Origin of the sequence: Streptomyces milbemycinicus (assembly GCF_002154605.1) — a bacterium.
Classification (GTDB): Bacteria; Actinomycetota; Actinomycetes; order Streptomycetales; family Streptomycetaceae; genus Streptomyces; species Streptomyces milbemycinicus.
Genome location: NZ_MUNE01000036.1, coordinates 30010 through 51526 on the forward strand (window position 1 = coordinate 30010; position 21517 = coordinate 51526).

15 protein-coding genes are annotated in these 21517 nt (G+C 68.4%); 6 read left to right on the plus strand and 9 right to left on the minus strand.

Annotated features, from left to right (window positions below; all coding sequences use genetic code 11):
• Nucleotides 1-5: 5 nt before the first annotated feature.
• Nucleotides 6-824 carry a phytanoyl-CoA dioxygenase family protein gene (locus CCN51_RS03080; RefSeq protein ID WP_014182535.1) on the plus strand — a complete coding sequence of 273 codons (819 nt, stop codon included), beginning with the start codon at nt 6-8 and terminating at the stop codon, nt 822-824.
• Nucleotides 821-1096, plus strand: a complete 276-nt coding sequence (locus CCN51_RS03085) for a hypothetical protein (protein ID WP_014182534.1) — start codon at nt 821-823, stop codon at nt 1094-1096. Before CCN51_RS03080 ends, CCN51_RS03085 begins: the two co-directional genes overlap by 4 nt.
• A gap of 244 nt (nt 1097-1340) precedes the next feature.
• Here the strand turns inward: CCN51_RS03085 and CCN51_RS03090 are convergent, their stop codons facing one another.
• Nucleotides 1341-1715 (minus strand): glycoside hydrolase family 6 protein, encoded by a 375-nt coding sequence (locus CCN51_RS03090; RefSeq protein WP_014182533.1) that lies wholly within the window; start codon nt 1713-1715, stop codon nt 1341-1343.
• A gap of 30 nt (nt 1716-1745) precedes the next feature.
• Complete coding sequence (locus tag CCN51_RS03095; protein WP_014182532.1) at nt 1746-2711, minus strand: glycoside hydrolase family 6 protein; 966 nt, start codon at nt 2709-2711, stop codon at nt 1746-1748.
• Between the two features lie 424 nt (nt 2712-3135).
• Here CCN51_RS03095 and CCN51_RS03100 point away from each other — a divergent pair, with 424 nt between their 5' ends.
• Nucleotides 3136-4149, plus strand: a complete 1014-nt coding sequence (locus CCN51_RS03100) for a LacI family DNA-binding transcriptional regulator (protein WP_014182531.1) — start codon at nt 3136-3138, stop codon at nt 4147-4149.
• A gap of 24 nt (nt 4150-4173) precedes the next feature.
• On the opposite strand, the gene CCN51_RS03105 is transcribed toward CCN51_RS03100, so the two are convergent.
• Entirely contained in the window at nt 4174-5157 is a 984-nt protein-coding gene (locus CCN51_RS03105) for an acetylxylan esterase (RefSeq protein ID WP_014182530.1), read from the minus strand.
• A gap of 248 nt (nt 5158-5405) precedes the next feature.
• On the opposite strand from CCN51_RS03105, the gene CCN51_RS03110 reads away from it, so the two are divergent.
• Nucleotides 5406-6386, plus strand: coding sequence for a LacI family DNA-binding transcriptional regulator (locus CCN51_RS03110; protein ID WP_014182529.1), 981 nt, complete (start codon nt 5406-5408; stop codon nt 6384-6386).
• 71 nt (nt 6387-6457) lie between these two features.
• Here CCN51_RS03110 and CCN51_RS03115 read toward each other — a convergent pair whose 3' ends face one another.
• Entirely contained in the window at nt 6458-8212 is a 1755-nt protein-coding gene (locus CCN51_RS03115; RefSeq protein WP_014182528.1) for a cellulase family glycosylhydrolase, read from the minus strand.
• A gap of 43 nt (nt 8213-8255) precedes the next feature.
• Nucleotides 8256-9296: a LacI family DNA-binding transcriptional regulator gene (locus CCN51_RS03120; RefSeq protein ID WP_014182527.1), complete on the minus strand. Its 1041-nt coding sequence runs from the start codon at nt 9294-9296 to the stop codon at nt 8256-8258.
• Nucleotides 9297-9829: 533 nt separating this feature from the next.
• Between CCN51_RS03120 and CCN51_RS03125 the strand changes: the two genes are divergently transcribed.
• Both CCN51_RS03125 and CCN51_RS03130 read left to right on the plus strand, forming a co-directional pair.
• Complete coding sequence (locus CCN51_RS03125) at nt 9830-11329, plus strand: RICIN domain-containing protein (protein ID WP_106436789.1); 1500 nt, start codon at nt 9830-9832, stop codon at nt 11327-11329.
• Nucleotides 11330-11701: 372 nt separating this feature from the next.
• On the plus strand, nt 11702-13804 hold the full coding sequence (locus tag CCN51_RS03130; protein ID WP_014182524.1) for a beta-galactosidase: 2103 nt from the start codon (nt 11702-11704) through the stop codon (nt 13802-13804).
• 201 nt (nt 13805-14005) lie between these two features.
• Here CCN51_RS03130 and CCN51_RS03135 read toward each other — a convergent pair whose 3' ends face one another.
• From CCN51_RS03135 to CCN51_RS03150, 4 genes are all read right to left on the minus strand, one after another.
• Nucleotides 14006-14932 carry an alpha/beta hydrolase family protein gene (locus CCN51_RS03135; protein ID WP_014182523.1) on the minus strand — a complete coding sequence of 309 codons (927 nt, stop codon included), beginning with the start codon at nt 14930-14932 and terminating at the stop codon, nt 14006-14008.
• Between the two features lie 138 nt (nt 14933-15070).
• Complete coding sequence (locus CCN51_RS03140) at nt 15071-16156, minus strand: glycoside hydrolase family 62 protein (protein ID WP_078610829.1); 1086 nt, start codon at nt 16154-16156, stop codon at nt 15071-15073.
• 1105 nt (nt 16157-17261) lie between these two features.
• The gene (locus CCN51_RS03145; RefSeq protein ID WP_014182520.1) at nt 17262-19556 is read right to left on the minus strand and encodes a right-handed parallel beta-helix repeat-containing protein; all 2295 of its coding nucleotides are present in this window, start codon (nt 19554-19556) and stop codon (nt 17262-17264) included.
• Nucleotides 19557-19596: 40 nt separating this feature from the next.
• Nucleotides 19597-21516 (minus strand): DUF8034 domain-containing protein, encoded by a 1920-nt coding sequence (locus CCN51_RS03150; protein WP_086859234.1) that lies wholly within the window; start codon nt 21514-21516, stop codon nt 19597-19599.
• Nucleotide 21517: the final 1 nt, after the last annotated feature.

Sequence of the window (21517 nt, forward strand, 5' to 3'; positions counted from 1 at the left end):
GTCGCATGTCAACCAGCAAGCAACTCCTGACGTCGGTTCAGGTGGCACGCTTCGTGGCGCAGGGATTTCTGCGCTTGGACGGAGTGGTGCCGCAGGAGATCAATGAACGGGCCGTCGCAACATTGACCGAGGGCATACCAGATGTGCCCTATGGCACTCCGCTGGGCAAGGCGTTCGCGCAGAACACCTTTGTCCACGAGCTGCTCGCTCTGCCGGTCATCGCCGGCGCCGTGGAGAGCCTGGTCGGCCCTGAGCCGACCGTGGACCACCATGCGGTGCATGTGCGCGAGCCGCACGAGGGACAGGCACAGCCGCTCCACGGAGACGCGATCATCGACGTGCGGCCGGACGCGTTCGACATCCAGCTCATGTACTACCCGCACGAGGTGACCACCGAGATGGGCGGCACGCTCAGCGTGCCCGGAAGCCATCTGCGAAGGATCAACGAGACGGACGTCGGCCGCGTCCAGAACCTCAGGGGACAGACGCGGCTGACCTGCCCGGCAGGCACGGTCGTCCTCGTCCACCACGGCATCTGGCACGGTGGCCGCCGCAACGACACCGCGCGCCGTCGCCACATGTACAAACTCCGTCTCAATCCGACCGTGCCGCAGGTGCGCCTGTGGGACACCTCCGACCTGCACGACCCGGCCGTGACCGCGGAACTCAACACGTACTTCCCCTGGTACGAGCAGGCCACCGCCCGACTGGAGATCTACAACCGGGTCCTCCTGTGGCGGGCCCTGACCGGCGACCACTCGTTCGACATCGATTACTGGGTCACGCGCGTCAGCAACCGGCCGACCTTGGGGAGCCACTCATGAGACAGCACATTCTGGTCCTCTACCTCGCGACGTCGGCGCTCGACTCCGACGTCGTGGGCTGGTCCCGATACGACGGGACCGGCCGAACCCATCCGACAACCGGTGACAGCGACGAGCCGCCCTACCCCACCGGGCTTGCCGCGCTGCACGACGGGTGGCGCCTCTTCCAGGCCTCCCAACTGCTGCCGCCGCAGTCCGGCCACGAGTACGACGTCTCCTTTCTCAAGCACGAGTTCTTCTTCGAGAAGCTGGAGGAAAGCTCCCGCGCTTGACCCGGTACGGAAACCGCACCCGAGCGGCCCGGCCGGAAGCGTCCAGCCACGGGTGAACGGCAACTCGTGGCTGGACATGTCCAGGGTGCCCGGCAGAGCTCAGCGGTTGAACGTCAGGCGCGGTGCCGCGTTGCGGGCCAGTGTGTGAGCCTGGTCGGGCCACCAGGTGCCGGCGGGCGGGTCGACGATGCCGTACTCGGGGCCGATCGTGCCGCCGGTGTTGCGCGTGCAGTTGCCGTCGGACTCACCGGGTGCAGTCCCGGCCCGGGACGTTGTAAGCGACCAGGACAGGGGTCCGGTTGACGGCCCTGGCCCGGTGGACGAGCTTGTTCACCTCGGGGCGCAGCTCGTCGGGCGTGCCTTTGGTGAACCACTCGGCCTGCGGCCAGCTCGCGAGCCTGGCCATGTTCGTGGCGTTCTCGATGTCACCGTTCCCGAGGTCCACGAGCGCCTGCTTCGCGGCCTTGCTGTGCGGGTCCACGTAGAACTTCGTGGCCGGGGTGATCACATCCTGCGCGGGTGTGGCCTGCGCCTGCGCCTGCGTCGCGGTGAGGGCGGCGCACGCGGTGAGTGCCGCGCTCACAGCGGCCGCGCGGCGCCGTGGGCTGCGTGGTGGCATGGCTGCTCCTGGTCGCTGGATGGATGTGAATCAGTAGCCGTAGATCATCTTGTAGGCGACCTCGGGGAGGAACTGTCCGGCCGAGGAGCCGCCTCCGACGCCGCAGTTGCCGTCGGACTCGCCCGGGGCCTTGATCCACAAGAGCATCTCGGCGCCTCCGCCCAGCTGGGTGGGGGTGCCGATACGGCGGCCTGAGGGGTTGCACCACTGGCCGTTGGAGCCGTTGCCGTTGCGGCTGGTGTCCACGACGAACGGCTTGGTGTAGCCGTAGCGGGCGTTGAGTTCACTGTTGACGGCGTTGCCGTAGGCGGTGTTCTCGGCCGTGGTGAAGTAGTTGGAGACGTTGAGGGAGAAGCCGTGGGCCTGGCGGAGGCCGGCTTCGTGGAGGCGCCGGGCCATGGTCGCCGCGTCCGCCCAACCGGGGTTGCCGGCGTCGAGGTAGACCCAGGTGTTGGGGGCCTGGCGGCTGAACTGGGTGAGGGCGCCGGTGAGCATGCCCTCGCGTTCGTCGATCTGAGCCTGGGTCATGCAACCGTAGTCCCCGAGCGAGTCCGGTTCGAGGATGACGACGGCCGGGCGGTTGGCGATCCCCCCGGCGAACTGGGCGATCCAGGTCGCGTAGGCGGACGGCGAAGCGGCTCCGCCCGCGGAGTGCCCGCCGCAGTAGTCGCGGTTGTAGACGTTGTAGGCGACGAGGATGGGCAGTTTGTCCCTGGAGTCCGCGGCGCCCGCGTACGCGCCGGTGGCGGTGCCGATGGTGCCGCTCCAGGAGCCGAACCAGCGGGCCATCGGGGTATTGGCGAGGGAGGCGTTGATCGCGGGCGCCCGGCCGTCGCCGGGGTTGGCGGCGACCCACCTCTTCGCGCTGGAGTCGGGGTCCGCGTAGAACCCGTTGGTCATGGTGGTCGGGTCGGCCGCGTGGGCGGACGGTGCGACGGCGAGTGCAAGCGGCAGCGTGAAGAGCGCTGCCACCAGGACGCGGAGTCTGCGGCGCATGACTGTACCTCGGTTTCCTGACAGGGATGCGTCGCACGCTCTGGTCCCGAGCGTGCGACCTGCTGAGGAAGTGCGGTGGTACGGCGTCCCGTTGTGCTGGCGACTCTCCAGCAGGGACGACATCTCCGAAGGTCGGCAGAGAGCACTGGGAGCGCTCCCATTGGGAGCGGTCCCAACAGCGCCGAGGCCTTTGGGGTGTGGTCGGTATCGTGTTGCGGGCTGGTCAAGCTGTCAAGGGTCGACGTAACAACCCGCCCTTCACATGGCGAGGACGAGGCTCTACAGTCCACAACTGGAAGCGCTCCCAGCCCCCTCCGGTCCCTGAGGCTCCGTACCTGTCCTGTCTCCCAACCGGGCGGTGGCGGCGGCATGGGCCGGGGTGAGACGCTTCCCGTCCGGCCGAGCGGGAAAGGCTCATAGGCTCATGGCAGAAGATGCGCCGCGTCGGCAGCCGACGCTCGACGAGGTGACCGAACTCGCCGGCGTCTCCCGCTCCGTGGCTTCCCGCGCCCTCAACAACGCACCGCACGTCAGCCGCGCCAAACGCGAGGCGGTCGAGCGGGCCGTCCGGCAACTCGGTTACGTACCCAATCCGACCGCCCGCGCTCTGGCCACCCGCCAGACAGGAGCGGCCGCCCTGGTCGTCTCGGGAGAGGATCCGTCGATCTTCGCGGATCCGTTCTTCGCCCAGGTGATCGTGGGGGCGTCGGCCGCACTGGAGGAGGCCGACCTGCATCTGATGCTGTGCCTGGCCGCTTCCGACCGGGGCCGCAAGCGGGTGGAGGAGCTCCTTCGCTCCAAGGGCGCCGACGGCGTCATGCTGATGGCGCTGCGTGAGAACGATCCGCTGGCCCGTATGGCCGAGGAGGCGGTGATGCCCGTCGTGTTCGGCGGACGCCCGGTCGGTTCGGCTCCCCGGTGGTACGTGGACGTCGACAACGTCGGTGGAGCGCGCGAGGCGACCGAGTTCCTGGTCTCGCGCGGCCGGACGCGCGTAGCCGCGATCTGCGGGCGACTGGACACCGAGGCCGGACGCGCCCGGTACCGCGGCTACCGGGACGCCATGCTGGCCGCCCGCCTCGATCCGTTCCCGCCGCAGGAGGGGGACTTCACCGAGCCCAGCGGAGCCGCCGCCATGGCCGCACTGCTGGTGAACCACCCCGACCTGGACGGGGTGTTCGCCGCCAACGACAACATGGGTGCGGGAGCGCTGCGCACGTTGCGCGAGGCCGGCCGACTGGTCCCCGCCGATGTCGCAGTGGTCGGCTTCGACGACCTGGCCGTCGCCCAGATCGCCGATCCGCCGCTCACCACCGTCCATCAGCCCATAGCGGCTTTGGGACGGGAGATGGCGCGCATGCTCGTCGCGCTCATCAGCGGACAGGACCCCACCCCGCTGATCCTGCCCACCCGCCTGGTCATCCGCTTCAGCGCCTGACGGCTGTGGCCCGGACGCCTTCGCCTACTGCTGCGGGGCCAGACCGCGTTGGCGCAGCCATTTCAGCTGCACCGCGGTGTTCCGGCCGAAGCCGCCGCCGTGGTCGGCGAAGGGCCAGACGGTCATGGTCCGGTCCGCCCCCGCGTAGTGGTTGAAGGCGGCGTAGACGGTGGAGGGCGGGCAGATCGGGTCCATGAGGCCGACGCTGAACAGTGCCGGGGCGGTCGCCCGACGGGCGAAGTGGACACCGTCGAAGTAGTCGAGTGTGGCGAAGGTCGTCTCGACGCGATGCGGACTGTGCCAGCGCAGATATCTGGTGAGTTCCAGGTACGGGCCCTCCCCGCTGATCTGCGCCGCCTGGCGGAAGTGGCACAGAAACGGGAGGTCCGGAACCACTGCCGCCACCCGGTCCGGGGCGAGTCCGGCGACCGCGAGAGCCAGGCCGCCACCCTGGCTGCCGCCCGCCACAACCACCCGCCCGGCATCCAGTCCGGGCAGTTCGACGATCGCGTCCACGGCGCGTACACAGTCCGTCATGAGGCGGCGATAGTAGTAGTTGTCAGGTGAGTCGACGCCGCGGGTCATGAAGCCTTCGGCCCATTGCGTACCGTCGCCCTCGCCGTGGTCCGGGGTGTCGTGGCCCTGTCCGCGGCTGTCGACGACGAGTTGGGCGTAACCGGCCGCGGACCACAGCAGGTGGTCGGTGGGCAGCCCGCGGCCGCCGGAGTACCCGATGTAGGTGACGACGACCGGCAGCGGCTCCTCGGCGCCGCGCGGGCGCAGCAGCCAGGCGGCCACGGGTTCGCCGTTCCAGCCGGGGAAGCGTACGTCGTCCACCTCGACCGTGCTCAGCAGGTGGCGGTCGGTGACCCGCTCAGCCTTCACCGCTCCGCCTCGGGCGCGGGCTTCGGCCAGGGTCCGCTGCCAGAAGGCATCGAAGTCCTCCGGCACGGACACCTCCGGCCGGTAGGCGAGGAGGTCGTCAGGATTTTGATCAGACAGAGCCATGGTGGTCCTTGTGACGAGGGGCAGGAAGGGAAGCAGCGTGGCGGAGCCTCGGGCGCGGGAAGCCGACTCGACGCCGGAGCCGGCGCCGGGGTGCAACGGGCAGGCGAGGCGGGACGCAGGGCTGATCGAAGGTGTCAGAATGGCGGTTGCAGCAGTCGAGGGGATGGGGAAAGGCGACCGTGCCGGACAACCGATCGGGAAGACCTTCGGCGGACGAACACAGGGAGCGTGGCGCGGGACCCGCGTCGGTGACGATCGCGTACATCGCCGAGTCCGCGGGCGTCTCGATTCCCACCGTGTCGAAAGTGCTCAACGGCAGGTCCGGAGTGTCGGACGAGACCCGGGCCCGGGTCGAGCAGCTGATCCATGAGTACGGTTACCGCAAACCTCCCCAGAGCCGGAGCAATCTGGTGGAGCTGGTGTTCCGCGAGCTGGAGCACATGTGGTCCGTGGAGATCATCCGCGGAGTCGAGCGCGTGGCCCGCAGGAACGGGGTCGGGTTGCTGGTGTCGGAGTTCGGGCTGTCGGACGCGGACGGAAGGACCATCGGCGACACGGTGGGGCGGCGACCGCAGGCCGTACTGTCGGTGGCCCAGCTCCTTGAGACGGAGCGGGAGCAACTGACCGCCAAGGGCATCCCCTTCGTTGTCTTTGACCCGATCGACGAGTTGCCGGACGGAGTGCCGTTCGTGGGAGCGACGAACTGGAGAGGTGGTCAGGCGGCGACCCGGCATCTGGTCGAATTGGGGCACCGGCGCATCGCCATGATCAGCGGGCCGGACCACGACTTCTGCCGCGCTCGGCTCTCCGGTTACGTCTCCGCCCTCGCGGAGGCGGGCCTGCCGACGGACCCCGGTCTGGTGGTGAAGACGCAGCTCTCGCGTGAACACGGGTACGTGGCGGCGCGGGGGCTGCTGTCCCGACCCGATCGTCCCACCGCCGTGTTCACCGCCAACGACATGCAGGCGCTCGGTGTCTATCAGGCCGCGCGGGAGCTGGGCCTGGGTATCCCGCATGACCTGAGCGTGGTGGGTTTCGACGACGTGCCGGCCGTGGCCTGGATGGATCCGCCTCTGACCACTGTCCATCAGCCGCTGGCCGAGATGGCGACGGCCGCCACCGAGCTGGCCCTCGCGCTCGGCCGGGGTGAGGCGGTGCCCCAGGTGGGGCTGGAGATCGTGACCACCCTCACGGTCCGGGAGAGCACGGCTGTGCCGAAGGAGGAGTGAGCCCGAGGGGAACGACCGCTGTGTCCTGGCCGCCCGGGGGAGCGGGCGGCCAGGGAGCGAGGAGGGGTCGGTCAGGAGGCCGTGCCGGTGACCGAGGGTCCGGACTTGGTGACGTGGTAGGTGACGGTGGCTCCGCTGTAGAAGTGGAAGGTCAGCGTCACCGGCTCGGTGTCGCGGAGTGCGTTCAGGAATTCGGGGGTCAGGATGATCTTGCCGCCCGAGTAGTCCGGTGAGAAGGCCTTGTTGAACTCCTGGTACGGAGTCCAGCTGGTCTGGCCGGCGTTGCTGCCGTCGGCGTACGTGGCGTGCATGGTCGCCAGTACGTCACCCCGGTACTGCGTGGGGATGGTGAACGAGCTCGTCGTCCCGGTGGCGTCCGTCAGGACCGGCGTGTCGTGGGTGACCACGTCGATCTGCCACGGCAGCCCGCGGGAGAACCGCGCTCGGAGCGTTGCGTTGACCCCGTAGGCACGATCGCCGGCGAGCCGGGTCAGGGCCTTGGCCGTGAGGGCGAGCCGGTTTCCGGAGACGGTGTAGTCGCGTCCCGCGACCAGCTTGGTGCGGCCGTGCCACAGGCCGCGGAAGCTGGTGCCGTTCCGGTTCAGGGTGAGCGACTGGGCGGTGATGGGGCTGGACTTCGGCAGGAAGATCTTGTCGAAGGAGGTGGTTCCCGAGCGGGTGGTCCAGCTGGACTTGATCCAGGCGAACAGGGCGGGGTCCCGCCATTGCAGGGTGTCGCGGTTCAGGTAGGCGAAGGGGTCCCACAGCGCCGTGGTGACGTCGGCGACACGCGCCTTGTATCCGAGGTGTTCGAAGTACTTCAGCGCCTCGCCGCGCTCGACGCGGTCCGGATGGTTGTGGTCCGGCCAGCTGAGCAGGCCGTACTCGCCGAGGTAGACGGGGATGCCCTTGGCGACGAACGTGTCGTGCATACGGGCGAAGGCGTCGTCGAGGTCCTTCTGGGCGTTGTCGTCGTAGTGGGTGCCGCCCGCGATGTTCACGCTGAACGGGTACCAGCTGTAGTAGTGCACGGTGGCGATGAGGTTGCTGTCGTGCAGTGCGCCGATGGTGGTGGACAGGTCGTCCATGAGGGTCTGGGAGGGCGTGCAGCCCACCGTGGGCAGGACGAGCAGACGGTCGGTGTTCCCGCCGCCGGAGGAGCGGACGACCTTGTGGAAGGAGGTGTTGAGCTCGTTCAGGAGCTGGGTCTTCTGGGTGTCCGTGGCGTTGTCGAAGACCGGTTCGTTGACGCTCTCGAAGAGCAGTGCGCGCGGCGCGTCCCGGAATCTCTCGGCTATCTGGGTCCACAGGGAGTTGAAGCGGGCCAGTACCTCGTCATGGTCGGTGGACATCTTCGAGATCCACTGCCATGAGTCGTGGTGGATGTTGATCACGACGTACAGGCCCTCGGCGAGCGCCCAGTCGACAACCTGCTCGACGCGGTTCATGTACGCGGCGTCGATGGCGTAGGGGGCGGTGGCCGAGTGGTGGTCGGTCCAGGTCACCGGGATGCGGACGCTGCGGAAGCCCTGCGCGCGGATGGTGGCGAGCAGCTTTCTGGTGGTCAGCGGGTTGCCCCAGGACGTCTCGTCGGGAATGGCGTCCAGGGTGTTGCCCAGGTTCCAGCTGGGCTGCATCGCCGCGACGGCGTCCATGGCGGAAGCCGGGACCCTGACCGCCGACGGTGACGCTTCCCTCGTGCCGTTGGGCGAGGCCAGTGCCGTGCCGCCGGTCAGCCCCAGCATGACGACCAGCGTCAGCAGCAGGGCCGCCAGGCGTCCCGGGCCCCGACTGCGGTAGTGCGCGGGGTGCCGTATGTCCTTCATACGTCGTCCTTCTCGGTCGGTCGGGCCTTGATGCGCACTGCTGTCATGACGGCTCTTTGGGCGGAGAGGGTTGGCCATTAGTGCTCTGGCGGACGGTCAGAGTCGGCTGCAGAAGGACCCGTTCGTCTGTCGGCGGCTCGCCCCGCTGTGCGGCGGTCAGCCGCCGGATCATCTGGCCGACCGCCACGCGGCCCAGTTCCTGTCCGGGGCCGGACACGGTGGTGAGGGCGGGTGTGTGCTGCTCGGCCAGCTGCTCCGGGCAGAGGGCGACCACCGAGGTGTCCTCGGGAACGGACCGTCCAGCGGCCTTCAGCAGGCCTAGCAGCGGGCCGATCGCCGCCTCGTTCTGCACCACGAAGCCCGTGGTGCCGGGTCGGTCGGCGAGGATCCGGGTCAGGGTCCAGGCGGTGGATTCGTACGTGCCCTCGCAGGGCCGGTGCAGGAAGCGCACCCTCCGCTGCTCCGCCCGTTCGCGGAATCCGGCGAGGGTTCGTTCGGCGTATCCGGCGTGCCGCTTGTAGACGCCGGAGCCGTAGCCGATGAAGCCCACGTCCCGGTGACCGAGGTCCGCCAGGTGGTCCGCGCACAGGGCGCCGGCGGCGGTGAAGTCGTGGTCGACGCAGGACAGTTGGTGCGGGTCGTCCGGTAGGCCGATCAGCACGGCCTGCGTGCCCCGGGCGCGCAGCGCGGGGATGCGGGGGTCGCCCAGTTCGACGTCCATGAGGATCACGCCGTCGGCCAGCCCGCTCGCCGCGACGCGCCGCACGCCCTCGGGGCCCTCCTCGTCGGTGACGAGCAGGACGTCGTACCCGTGCCGCCGTGCCTCGGTCGTGACCGAGATGGCGATCTCCATCATGACCGGGACGTACATGTCCGTCCGCAGCGGCATCACCAGCGCGATGATGCGCGAGCGGCGGCCGGCCAGCGTCCTGGCTCCGGCGTTGGGGTGGAAGCCGAGTTCCGCCACGGAGCGCAGGACACGGCCGCGGGTCGTCTCGGAGATCTGGTGGGAGCCGTTCAGGACGTAGCTGACCGTGCTGGGCGAGACACCCGCGTGTCTCGCCACGTCGGCGATGGTCACCATGATGGTGTGCCGGCGTCCTTGAACCCGGGATCGGTGCCTGTCTTCTGCTGTCCGCCATCGCGGTTCAACGCGTGCGTCATGGTCGGGGCCCTTCCCCTGGAGCTGTCGAAGCGCTTCACTTGGCACTGGAAGTTAGCGGGCTTGTTTCGTACGAAACAAGAGCTCAAGTGGAAAGAAAGTTTCTCTTTCCGGTCCATTGACAGCCCGTGCGAGCACTGGCAGCGTCGATGCGCTTCGACAAACTCACGCTCAAGCCGTCATCCATATTCGCCTGCAGAGGGATCTGATTCGTGGCCACTCCGTTCCCTTCCGCTGCCGTCCGGCTGCCGTTCCGTGATCCGGCCCCGCGACGCCGACACAGGCTGCTACCTCGGTCTCAAGGACGACGCCTCGCTCGTCGTGGACCGGACAGTGCTCAAGAGCTGGTTCATCAACGAAACTTTCCAGCCCGGCGTAGCGAGGACGGCCGGGGCCGTCCGCCCGGGACACCCATCGGGCGGACGACGGCTCTGACGCGAACGACGGTGCTCACCGTGGTGACCGCCCTTTGGGTGGCGCTCCTGGCCGGATTGGGCGCCGCCGCGACGGCACGGGCGGCCACCGTGGATCCGAACGCGTGGTACGTGCTGGTCAACCGTGGCAGCGGCGAGGCGCTCGACGTGTCGGGTGCGAGCACCTCCGACGGGGCGAGCCTCTCGCAGTGGACCCGCACCGACAGCGCCAACCAGCGGTTCCAGTTCGTCGACTCGGGCAACGGCTACTACCGGCTGAAGGCGCAGCACTCCGGCAAGGTGCTGGACGTCCTGAACTACTCCACCGCCGACCACGCGGATATCGTGCAGTGGAGCGACGCGGGCGGCACCAACCAGCAGTTCCGGCTGGCCGACTCGCCGGATGGTTACGTCCGGCTGATCAACCGCAACAGCGGCAAGGCCGTCGAGGTCGACAACGCCTCCACCGCTGACGGCGCCAAGGTCGTGCAGTTCACTGACTGGGGCGGGGCCAACCAGCAGTGGCAACTGGTCCCCACGACGGGAGTGCTGGCTCAGGTGCACACCGCCGGGCGGGTGAAGGACGCCGGAAACACGGTGCAGTACAGCTGGCCCGGCGTGTACTTCGAGGGCACCGTCAGGGGCACCGGCGTGGGCATCGTGCTCAACGATTCGGCCGCCGACTACGACGTCCAGGTCGACGGAGCCACCGTCGCCACGCTCGTCACGCCCGGCCGGACCACGCACTGGATCAACGGTCTGCAGGACCGCGCGCACACCGTCCGGCTCGTCAAGCGCAACGACAGCCCAGGGGACACCAGCACGTTCGGAGGCTTCGTCGCCGCGCCGGGCGGTGCCGTGCTGAGCAAACCGGCGGCCCGCAACCGCCAGATCGAGTTCATCGGGGATTCCCTCACGGTGGGCTACGGCAACCTCTCGACCTCGCGCGACTGCACCTGGGACCGGGTCAGGCGGACCACCAACGCCGACGTGAGCTACGGCGCCCTGACCGCCCGGCAACTGAACGCCGACTACCAGATCAACGGCTATTCGGGCCTCGGCATGGTGCGCAACTACAACGGAGGCTCTCCGGACGTCACCTACCGGACCTTCTACGACCGTGCCCTGTTGAACGTGTCCGGCGACGTCTGGCAGAACCCGGGCACCTGGCGCCCTCAGCTCGTGGTGGTCAACCTTGGCACCAACGACTTCTCGACCGCCATCAACCCTGGTGAGCCGTGGACGCCCGACAGCCTGGCGGCCGCCTACCGCACCGCCTACGGCGACTTCCTCCAGAAGCTGCGGACGCGCTACGGGGCCACGACCACCATCGTGGCGGTCGGCACCGGCCAGTTCGCCGGCCATGTCCAGCAGGTGGTCAAGGCACGCAACGACGCAGGTGACAGCCGGGTACGCTACTGGTTCCTCGACGACTCAGGGCTGGACTTCCTGGGCTGCGACTGGCACTACTCGGCGCACGACGACCGACTCATCTCCGACCGGCTCACGTCGTTCATCGCCGGTCTGTCGATGGGCTGGTGACGGCACCGACCACCCAAGAGCACCACAGACCCGACTACGGGACCTCTCACTCCGGAAGCGGTGCGGTTGGACCCGACGGTCGAGATCGCCACCCCCGGCCACCGTGCTCGGGCCGCCATGAACTTCTTCATGGCGGCCCTTGCATCGGTGTCGTAGCACGGCGTTTTCGTGGCGCAGGACGAGGAGTTCGGCCCCCTTCGAGGCGTCCCCGCCCTAGAAGCACCGCGGGAACGCAAGCGCCCGGACTCGCCTCGCCGCCGGTCTTCACCGCCGCCAGTACGACCTGGTGATGGCCGGTTCCGTGCTCGCCGTCCTGCCGACCGTCGCGGTCTTCGTCCTGTGGCCCCCATACGGACAGAAGTGGAGAAACACATGTACGAGCCCGCCGAGCGGGTCCTTTTCGGCGCCGCTTATTACCACGAGTACCAGCCGCACGACCGGCTCAAGGAGGACCTGGACCTGATGGCCGAGGCCCGGTTCTCGGTGATCCGGGTCGGGGAGTCCGTGTGGTCGACCTGGGAACCGGAGAACGGCCGGTTCGCGCTGGAGTGGCTGCGCCCGGTGCTGGACGGCGCGCACGAGCGTGGGATAGGGGTGATCATCGGCACTCCCACCTATGCGGTTCCGCCGTGGCTGGCCAGGCAGTACCCCGAGATCGCGGGGGAGCGGCGCACCGGGGAGCGGATCCCGTGGGGCCACCGGCAGGAGGTCGACTTCACCCACCCGGCGTTCCGCTTCCACGCCGAGCGAGTCATCCGCAAGATCGTGGAGCACTACGCCGACCACCCCGCGGTCGTCGGCTTCCAGGTCGACAATGAGCCGGGCGTGGCGCTTCTGCACAACCACGGGGTCTTCCAGAGGTTCGTCGACGACCTGCGCCACCGCTACCAGGATGTCGAGACGCTCAACCGGGAGTGGGGCCTGGTCTACTGGTCGCACCGGCTCAGTGACTGGGCTGACCTGTGGCGCCCCGACGGCAACGCACAGCCGCAGTACGACCTGGCGTGGCGGCGCTTCCAGGCCCGCCAGACCACCGAATTCATCGCCTGGCAGGCCGACCTCGTACGGGAGTACGCCAGGCCGGGGCAGTTCGTCACCACATGCATCTCCTACGACCGGGTGGCGGCCGAGGACGCCGAACTGACGAAGGCGCTGGATGTCACTGCCGGGAACCCGTACTACGCCATGCAGGACGGTCTGGCGCTGCCGGACCGGGACACCGCCCCCCAGGGGTGGGCGAGCCGCGGGACCTGGGCCCTGTACCAGAGCGCCGATCGGATGTACGCCTCCCGGCAGGAGCCGTTCCTGGTCACCGAGACCGACGCCCAGGCCATCGGCGGCCCGGAGATGAACTACCCGGCCTACGACGGCCAGTGGCGCCAGGCGGCGTGGGCACTGATCTCCCGCGGCGCGTCCATGATCGAGTACTGGCACTGGCACACCCTGCACTTCGGCACCGAGACCTTCTGGGGCGGGATCCTCCCGCACAGCGGCCGCCCGGGCCGCAGCTACCGGGAACTGGCCCGGCTGGGGGAGGAGCTGGAGACGGCCGGCGGTCTCGTCGCGGGCCTGCGCCCGGACGCCGACGCGGCCTTCCTCTTCGACCACCCCAGCATGTGGGCGCTGCAGCACCAGCCGCCGCTTTCCACCCCCGACGGCGGTCCCGACACCGGCTCCTACGGGCGCCTGTTCGGCGCCTTCTACCGCGGCGCCTTCGACGCGGGGCTGCAGGCACGCATCGTCCACCCGGACCAGCTGGAGACCGCCGACCTGCCGCCGCTGCTGGTCGCGTCCGGCTACTACATCGCCGAGGATCAGGTCCTGGACCGGCTGCTGGCGTACGCGCAAGCCGGCGGCCATCTCCTGCTCGGTCCGCGCACCGGCTACGCCGACCACGAGGCCAGGGCGCGTACCGACGTCCAGCCCGCACGCCTGGCCGCAGCGGCCGGCGTTGCTTACGAGGAGTTCTCCAACCTGGCGTCGGCGCTGCCGGTCACCGGTACGGATGCGATGCCGCTGCCGTCGGCCGCGCGCGCGACGGCCTGGGCCGACGCGTTGTCCCCCACCGAGGCCGAGGTACTGGCCGCTTACGAACACCCGCACTTCGCCCGGTGGCCCGCGGTGACCACCCACCGTTACGGAGCCGGGCGGATCACCTGCGTGGGCACCGTCCCGGACCAGAGCCTGGCCCGCGCGCTGTTCCAGTGGGCCGCCACCGGCACGGACCCGTGGCGCCCCGGCCACCCGTCGATCACCTCCACCGGGGCCACCGCCAGGGACGGCAGCCGGCTGCGCTTCGTGCACAACTGGTCATGGGACCAGACCGCCTTCCCGCTGCCGAGCCCGGTCCGCGATGTCCTCACCGGCCGGCGGTACGCGGCCGGCGACACCTTGCCTCTGGGCCCGTGGGACGTGCGGGTGTGCGTCGAGGAAGCCGTGCCGCCGGCCGACCCTGGAGCCGACGCGAGCGAGTAGCCGGAGTGGTCGGGCCCCGGTCGCGGCACGGATCGCCGGGGCCACGACCGGGGCCCTGCCCTTGTCGGCACGGCATCCGCCTGGGCCATCAGCGTGGATCATCTGCCGGTGGTCCCGCCACCGGCCGCCCCGCTTCGGCCTCCGGTCCGGGAGCAACCGCACCCCCCGGACCGACGAATGACTGGTCCAAGGCGAAATCGCCTAGGTGAGGGCCGCTTGCCAGGAGGTGCCGTTGCTAGTGGCGTCGCTTTGCAGGCGGTCGCGAGCGGCGGTGTCGCCGTACAGGCTCCAGCGGAACCAGTCCAGGAAGGTGTTCTTCGTCTGGGCGTAGTACCGGTAGTCCGGGACCAGGTACTGGCCGTGGTCCGCCCCGACGTGAGTGAGGAACGCCTTCGGCGCGCGGAGTTCGTTGTACGCCGCGCGCGCCGAGTTGATGTCGCAGGTCCCGTCGTTGCTGCCGTGGATGAACAGCACCTTGGCGGCCAGGCCTGCCGGGTTGCCCATGTCCACGCAGGCGACCGGAACGGCGGCGACGATGCGGTTGTCCGGCCAGGCGGTGAGCAGGCCGTGGGTGGTCATACCGCCCATCGAGTGGCCGGATACGCCGACACCGGCTCGGGTGTCGATGTGCCCGGCGAACGGGTCGCCCGTGGTGTTGTTCAGCGCCAGTGTCCGGGTGAGGACCTCGGAGACGTCTTTCGACCAGTTGCCGTTGTAGACGCTGCCGATGTTGGTGTTGTCGGAGAACGAGGGAGCGGGGCAGATGAAGCCAGCGGCGGCCAGGTCGTGGGTCTGCGAGGAGTAGCAGTCGGAGTTGCACCCCATGCCGTGGCTCCACTCGGCGATGGGGAAGACGCCGCCTGCGATGGGCGCGTTCGGGATGGGGTTGCCGCCCGGGTTGCCGGTGGCGGCCGGGTAGAAGATCTTGGTGAGGAGCTGGCGTCCGCCGCGGGACCAGTTGAACTGGCGCACGCCGATGGCGAACTGCGCGGTGGGCCCTTGCCGCGGTGAGGACATCCGGGGTGTCAGCAGGGTGCCGGCGGCCGCGCTGCTGCCGAGCAGGGACATGCCCACGCCCGTCGCCGCTGCCGCGCCGAGGCCCAGTAAGGTACGCCGTCGCACTGACATTGATGACTCCTTGTTGCTGTGGGGGTGAGGCGGGCCGCACAGACGCGGTGCATCAGCGTGGTGGGTCCCGCGGTGTTGTTTTCATGGGGCCGGGCCGTCAGCTCGGTCCCCGGCCCCATGAAAGAGGGGCCGGGACGCTCAGCAGCTGTTGTTGGTCTGGGTGAGCAGGCCCAGGCGATAGGGGAGCTGGGAGTAGTCGCCGCTCGAAGAGGGATCCCTGCCCTGGTAGAGGAACTGCAGGCGGCACCCGTTGATGGTCATGGTCTGGTCGTTGCCGGTGCGGATCAGTTCTCCGTGGCTGATGTCCTTGGTCCAGACGCCGGAGGGGAAGGTCACGTTGTTGGCACGGGCGAAGGGATTGGATTCGCCGGCCGCGAGCGGCTGCCACTGGCCGTTGAGGCCGCCTGCGGTGAAGGAGCGGTAGTAGCGGTTTCCGTCGCTGCCGATGGCTTCCATCATCAGCAGGTAGGTGTTGGTGTCCTGTACGCGGTAGACGGCTTCACCCTCGAACAGGGCGAACTGCGAGTCCTGTAGGACGACCTTGTTGTTGCCGAAGCCGTTCGGGAAGTTGCCGACGGTGGTCTCCGACCGGTACAGCTTGCCGTCGTCGCCCGAGGAGAACAGGTAGCACATGCTGTTGTCGCAGATGACCCAGTAGTCGAGCCCACCGCCGAAGTCGCTGGTCTGGAAGTCCTTGGATGCGGACCAACTCCACGGGTTTCCTGGGTCGTTGCTGGTGGAGTACGACGGGCGGCCGGTCTGGTAGACGAGATACCACTGGTTCTTCGGCGCGAAGTAGAACACCTGCGGTGCGGCGCGGTAGCCGGTGCCGATATTGGGGTTGGTGTCAAGGTAGGTGAGCGGCGCCGAGGAAGCCTGCGACCAGTCGGAGAAGCTCGTGTAGGCCATACTCCAGCCACCCGATTTGTTCGCGGTCGTCATGAAGACGTGCCACTTGCTGTTCGCGTACACCACCGACGGGTCCTTGACCGCGACGACGTTATGGCTCGCGTCGGGCTTGGGGGCGATCAACTGGCCGCTGGAGGACCACTGGAAACTGTTGGGTAGCGCCTGAATGCCGGCTGCGGGGGTCCGCGATGCGGGGGTGGCTCCGGAAGCGGGGGTGGCTCCGGAAGGGGAGGCGAACAGCGCCATCGCCAGCCCGAGCAGCAGAGTTACGGCAGCGCGAACGTATCGCGAGCGCGGTCGGCGTCCTGGATGCATGAAAGCTCCATGGGGTCGGCCGGAGGCCCGTCACATGAATGTCGCGTGTGTCCTCGGAAACCAGCATGGCGGCAACGCGTGGGGGCCTTACCGGTACGGATGGTGCGGGTGCTGTCGTGGGCGATCTGCAGGGGGTACTCGATATTCAGACAGGAAGCGGTGACAGGTGGCCTCCAGGGAGCGTCAATACCTTGGCGCGCCCAATCCGGCCCCCGGCCCGGTGACCTGGTAAACGAAATATCGCGCGGTCGGCGAGGCGTGGCCGGCCGGGAAGACGCGCCTGTTGATCGTCATGACATGACCTTCCGACGGCATGTTGGGGCGGGGAGCGCAAAAACGGGAGGGCGGCAAGAGGCGCCGATACATCCCATGACCTCTCTAGGGGTCCCATGGGACCTTGGAAGCTGTCAAGGGGCTTGACGTCGAGTGATGCAGGGGTTTGTCGCGTCATTCGGGACAACAATCCTGCGGTGTGGCGGCGGCAGAGGAGGTCAAACATCACATCACGTTGACGAGTCCGCCCTGTGGGAGCAACTCCGGTCGGCGGTTTCGTCGCGATTGCTACGCGAGTCCGGTGCGAGGTATTGACACTCTTCAGTGCTGCTCTACCATCCATCGTTGTCCGATAGTTCGGTCTTGGTTCGAGATGTCGAACGCCTTGATTTCTGTGCCTCGCGGCATCCGCTGGGCACTTGTTGCAGCTCGGCTTCGCGCGATATGTCATGTTCGCGAAATCCGCAAGAGGGAGGGGGCCGTGCGTCCGGGTCCGCGCGGCCCGCCGCCGGGCAGACGGTGCTCGCCGACTCGGGGCCGGCCCGGGTCCGTGTGGGGCGGCGCTGCGTCACAGTCAGGTTGCTCCCGAGCTGCAGGCGCAGCGAGACGGGACCCCGCGCGTGGCGCACCACGTTTCCGATGAGCTCACTGACGAGGAGTTCGACGTTCATCACATGGTCATCACCCGCCCGGGACGGCCGCGGGACGGCGCCGGCTCCCGCCGCCGGCGCCGTCCCGCAGGTCCCTCGCCGCTCTCAGCCTGTCCGCCTCACGTCACCGTCGAGGCATGTGCATCGATACCCGACTGGGCGAGGGCGCCGTCGACGTGGGTTCATCGCTGCCGTACGAGCGACTTCGACTCGGCGGAGGCGTGTCCCTGCGCGTCCACGATGTAGAGGTGATAGTCACCGACCGATGGCGGAACCTTGATGGTCGTCGCGGTTCCCCTCGCCTTGGTCATGGTGGGGCCGACGGCGAACGTCGTCGTACCGGAAGGAGCCAGCCAGAGAGTTTTGCTCCCGTCACCGGCGCTTCGGACGGGAATGGACGACACGCCCTTGCCGACAAACGTGCTGGCCGGCAGGACGTAGTCCTGCAGGGCCAGTCTGCTCCGGGGGACGATGTCCTTGTAGGCGTCCTCCAGGCCTGCGTTCACGGCGATGCTGTACGCCTGTGACGGCCACACGTTGTCCGCGTACGCGCGCACGTCCTGGATGGTGCTGTTCGGGACGTTCTTGTCGGCGATCTTGTTGATCGTGCCGTAGGTGTTGGTGATGCTCAGGTCGTGCTGCCGGCCCCACGTGCCGGAGTTGATGGCGTAGTTGACATTCGGGTCCAGGTGGAGCACGTTGTCGTGGTAATTGATGTAGGCGGAGCCTTCATCGGGGTGGAGTCCGTACTTGTGGCCGGCCGGAACGCCCTGGATGTAGTTGTTGTTGATCTCGGTTCCCGGCTGGCTGCCCAACGTGTAGATGGGAGCGGAGTCGCCGAGCACCTGCATCGTGTCGATGATCTGGTTGTGGCTGATGGTGTTGTTCTTCGACGTGGTGGTCGGCACGCCGGGGCGGACCGAGTTTGCCGAACCGTCGAAGTTCCACCATCCCCAGCCGAGCGTGATGCCCGCCCAGGGTGTCTTCTCGATCTGGTTGTGCCGCACGGACAGGGAATCGGCGAAGTATGCCGATACGGCGCTGGACCCCTGGAACAGCACCGCACTGTCGTAGAGGTAGTTGTCCGTTATCGAGATGTTCTTGCAGACTCCCTCGACGTTTGCCGGGTACTTCTCGCCGTTTGCCGAGGTGTGGTCCCCGATGTACACATGCTGGGGATGCCCCACGGTGACGGCGGATCCGGCTATGTCGTTGGTGTGGTTGCCGATCAACTGCGTGTCCGTCACGTCGTTGACCATGTTGATTCCGTCAGCGCCGGTGTGCTGCACCGTGTTGCGTCGCAGGATGATCCCGTCGGCGTTCTCGATCTGTATGATCCCCGGCGGCAGGTCGACGTTGCGGTAGGAGTAGGCGTGGAAGTTCTCCTTCGCGTACACGAGTGAGCTCGCGTTTCCCTGCTGGCCCTGTCTGAACACGGAGCCCGCCACGTTGACCAGGTTCCAGTCGGAGTGCTCGACGGTGAGCCCGGAGAAGGTGATGTTCCGCGCGTGGTCGGTGGTGGACGTTCCTGCGATCCTGATGAGAGTGGACAGCTTGTTCGGCGAGAAGACCTGCGCGGTCGTCATGTCCTCGGAGTCGGACTTGTAGTAGTACAGCCGGTGATTCGTCTTGTCGAAGTAGAACTCGCCCGGCTGGTCCAGGAACTCGTACGCGTTCATGAAGGTGTGGGTGCCGTCGGCTTTGAAGTGGCCGTTCGGCGGGCCCTGGGCGATGGCCGCGCCCGGCTGCTGGAAGAGAGCCACGCGATTGGCGCCGTCCGAGCTCGTGGTGATCTTGCGGACTCCCACGATGGCCGTGGTCCAGGTCGTCGCGGACTTGATTTCGACGTCGTCCTGGTTGAGGGCGACGGCAGGCAGATCCGAGAGGCTGTACTTGGCTCCGTCGCACTGCGAACCGGACTCCCAGGCCCAGGGAGCCTGGCCGGCCGTGACGGTGTAGGTGCCGTAGCATCCGGCCGAGCTGACCGTCTTCGAAGCCATGTGGGCCCGCTTGCCGTTGACGTAGAGCGCGCGGAGCTTGTCGTCGCGGTTCAGCCGAGCCTGCCAGATGTTCCCGCTGTGCTGAGTCCAGCCGGTCACCTGAACGCCTCCGTTCAGGACCGGCTTCTCGCCCCGGTAGGCGGCGTACACGACACGGTGGCCGTTGGTTCCGGAATCGGCCGGTGTGAAGTTGATCGTGCTGCTCACCGGGTAGTTTCCGCCGCGGAGATATACGTGGATGTCTCCGTTCATGTTGTTGTTGACCGTGCGCACGACGTCCCGCGCGTGCCGCAGGGTCTTGAACGGCGCCGTGATCGTGCCGGGGTTGGCGTCGTCACCGTCGGGGGCGACGTAGTACGTCGCCTGAGTCGCGGCCGAGGCCGGGGTCGGTGCCGTGAGGGATGTCAGCGGCACAGCGGCGACCGTCATCGCAAGCGCTGCCGACAACGTGCGGACGGTGGAGGTGACTGGCTTCATCGGCTGTTCCTCGTGCTGGTTCGGGCGGTCGGGCAGGCGTTCATGCGGCGGCTCCCTGGGCCGGGGTGTCGAACGGTGTGCGGTAGCTGGGGGCGTTGGTGCGCAGCTGGAGGCGGAGGGTGAGCCGAATACGGGTGGACGCGGGCAGCCGGACCGTCAGGAAGACGCTGTCGCAGGACTCCTCCGTCTCTGTGGCGGCCGGCTCGGTGTGGCCGTAGTCGTACATGTCCCCGATCCAGCCGTCGTCCTCGCAGACCGTGTAACGGACGGTGGTGATGGTGTGCTCGGCGAAGGCGCCGGCCTGAACGATCACCGTGCGGTCTGCCTCGGGGGAAAGGTTCACCAGTTCGACCGTCGTCGCCTCGGGGTCGATGGAGGTGACCAGCGCGGCCACATCCGGCGGCAGTCCGGCGCGGCGGGCGTCGGCATCGTGGTAGCGCAGCCGGGCCTGCTGGAGGCCGCCGTTGTACAGCACCTGGGGCCCGCCCCAGGTCAGCTGGACGAGGGCTTCGGTGACCACGGGGTTGCACTGCTGCCACACGTGGATGTCGGCCTCCGGCACGTCCAGGTCGCGGTAGCGGTCGATGCGGCGCAGGCGGTGGCGGACCTGGGCCTGGGCGGCGGCGAGGATTCGCTCGGGATAGCCGGGGTCGTCACCGGCGAGGAAGGCGAACCACGCCTTTTCGTGTCCGGACTCCTCCTTGGCCCGGAACGGCCGGACCGTGCGCCAGTCGATGCCGTCGGCTTCGCGCAGCCGCTCCAGCCGGGTGCGGTCGGCGGCGGAGGCCGTGTGGTGCCACAGCGCCACCGGTACGGGCGGGGTGACCGGGTTGTAGTCGAACCAGCCCGAGTCGTTGTGGCGGAACGGAAGGTGGAGGGTGGGCGTGTGGATGTCCGGGCCGAGTTCGGCCACCCACTTGGAGGGGAGACTGGAGTCCGAGTCGGTGAAGGGCATCACCTTGCCGTGGCCGATGAGGGTGTCGAGAGAGGTCGCGACCATGGAGAGGTAGTCGTCGTCCCCGGTGACGGTCGCCGCCGCGAGCGCCGCCACGCAGGCCGCGTGGCCCACGCTGTGCCAGCCGTGCGGCCAGGACCAGCCGTAGTGGCCGCCGTACCAGCGGCCTTCCAGCAGGCTGCCGACGACCCCGTCCGGCCCCACGTTGTCCGGAATGAGATCGTTGTGTGTCTGTGTGCGCTCTCGCCACGCGCCCACGTACTCGACGATCCAGTCGCGGTAGCGGTCCTCGCCGGAGAGGATCCAGGCGTTGAGCACCAGACCGGCCGCCGCGAGGTTCACGGCGGTGTCGCCGGCGCCCATCCGGTCGCGCATCTGGGCTCCGAGCCGCGGGTCCGAGGAGAGCGGGTACGGGCCGCCGTCCGCCTCGGGTATCCAGTCGAGCGGGAATCCGTACGTCTGCGCTTCCTTGGGCAGCCAGGGATAGACGTCGCCGTCGAACAGGCCCCGGCGGTCGGGGTCGCTGCCGTTGTGCGGACGGGTGATGACGCGGTGCTCGGGGTCGTAGTTGCCCTTGGCGGGGTCGACGTACAAATCGGCGAAGCGCAGGGCGCGTTCGGACCAGCGGTCGGGGGCGGTCATGCACAGGAAGTAGAGCAGGAGCAGGCTCTCGCCCTGGTGGAACCAGTCGTAGCCGCGTTCGAACTCGTCGCGCAGCATGTCCAGTTCGGTGAGCTGCCGGGTCACGCCTTCCCAGTGCTTCTCACTGGCCGGCAGCAGATCGTCGGCGCCACCGAGGAGATACAGCTGGGGCCAGTTGAAGAACACCTCGTAGAAGTCGTCCACACCGTCACGGGTGGTCAGCCGGCCCGTGTAGTTCAGCCGTCCGTCCGGGCCGGTGAAGTCGCGGGCGAAGCGCCGCCAGGCGTGGTCGAGCAGGTCGAACAAGGCGCGCTGGGCCACGGCCCAGCCAGGTGGTTCGAGCAGCGGCACCCCCGCCCGGATC

What these genes read in the sequence shown, in the direction of transcription:
- CCN51_RS03085 (WP_014182534.1), top strand. Translation starts at nt 821, where the DNA reads ATGAGACAGCACATTCTGGTCCTCTACCTCGCGACGTCGGCGCTCGAC.
- CCN51_RS03095 (WP_014182532.1), bottom strand. Translation starts at nt 2,711, where the DNA reads ATGCGCCGCAGACTCCGCGTCCTGGTGGCAGCGCTCTTCACGCTGCCG.
- CCN51_RS03140 (WP_078610829.1), bottom strand. Translation starts at nt 16,156, where the DNA reads ATGCATCCAGGACGCCGACCGCGCTCGCGATACGTTCGCGCTGCCGTA.
- CCN51_RS03120 (WP_014182527.1), bottom strand. Translation starts at nt 9,296, where the DNA reads ATGGTGACCATCGCCGACGTGGCGAGACACGCGGGTGTCTCGCCCAGC.
- CCN51_RS03135 (WP_014182523.1), bottom strand. Translation starts at nt 14,932, where the DNA reads ATGTCAGTGCGACGGCGTACCTTACTGGGCCTCGGCGCGGCAGCGGCG.
- CCN51_RS03100 (WP_014182531.1), top strand. Translation starts at nt 3,136, where the DNA reads ATGGCAGAAGATGCGCCGCGTCGGCAGCCGACGCTCGACGAGGTGACC.
- CCN51_RS03090 (WP_014182533.1), bottom strand. Translation starts at nt 1,715, where the DNA reads ATGCCACCACGCAGCCCACGGCGCCGCGCGGCCGCTGTGAGCGCGGCA.
- CCN51_RS03130 (WP_014182524.1), top strand. Translation starts at nt 11,702, where the DNA reads ATGTACGAGCCCGCCGAGCGGGTCCTTTTCGGCGCCGCTTATTACCAC.
- CCN51_RS03105 (WP_014182530.1), bottom strand. Translation starts at nt 5,157, where the DNA reads ATGGCTCTGTCTGATCAAAATCCTGACGACCTCCTCGCCTACCGGCCG.
- CCN51_RS03080 (WP_014182535.1), top strand. Translation starts at nt 6, where the DNA reads ATGTCAACCAGCAAGCAACTCCTGACGTCGGTTCAGGTGGCACGCTTC.
- CCN51_RS03115 (WP_014182528.1), bottom strand. Translation starts at nt 8,212, where the DNA reads ATGAAGGACATACGGCACCCCGCGCACTACCGCAGTCGGGGCCCGGGA.
- CCN51_RS03145 (WP_014182520.1), bottom strand. Translation starts at nt 19,556, where the DNA reads ATGAAGCCAGTCACCTCCACCGTCCGCACGTTGTCGGCAGCGCTTGCG.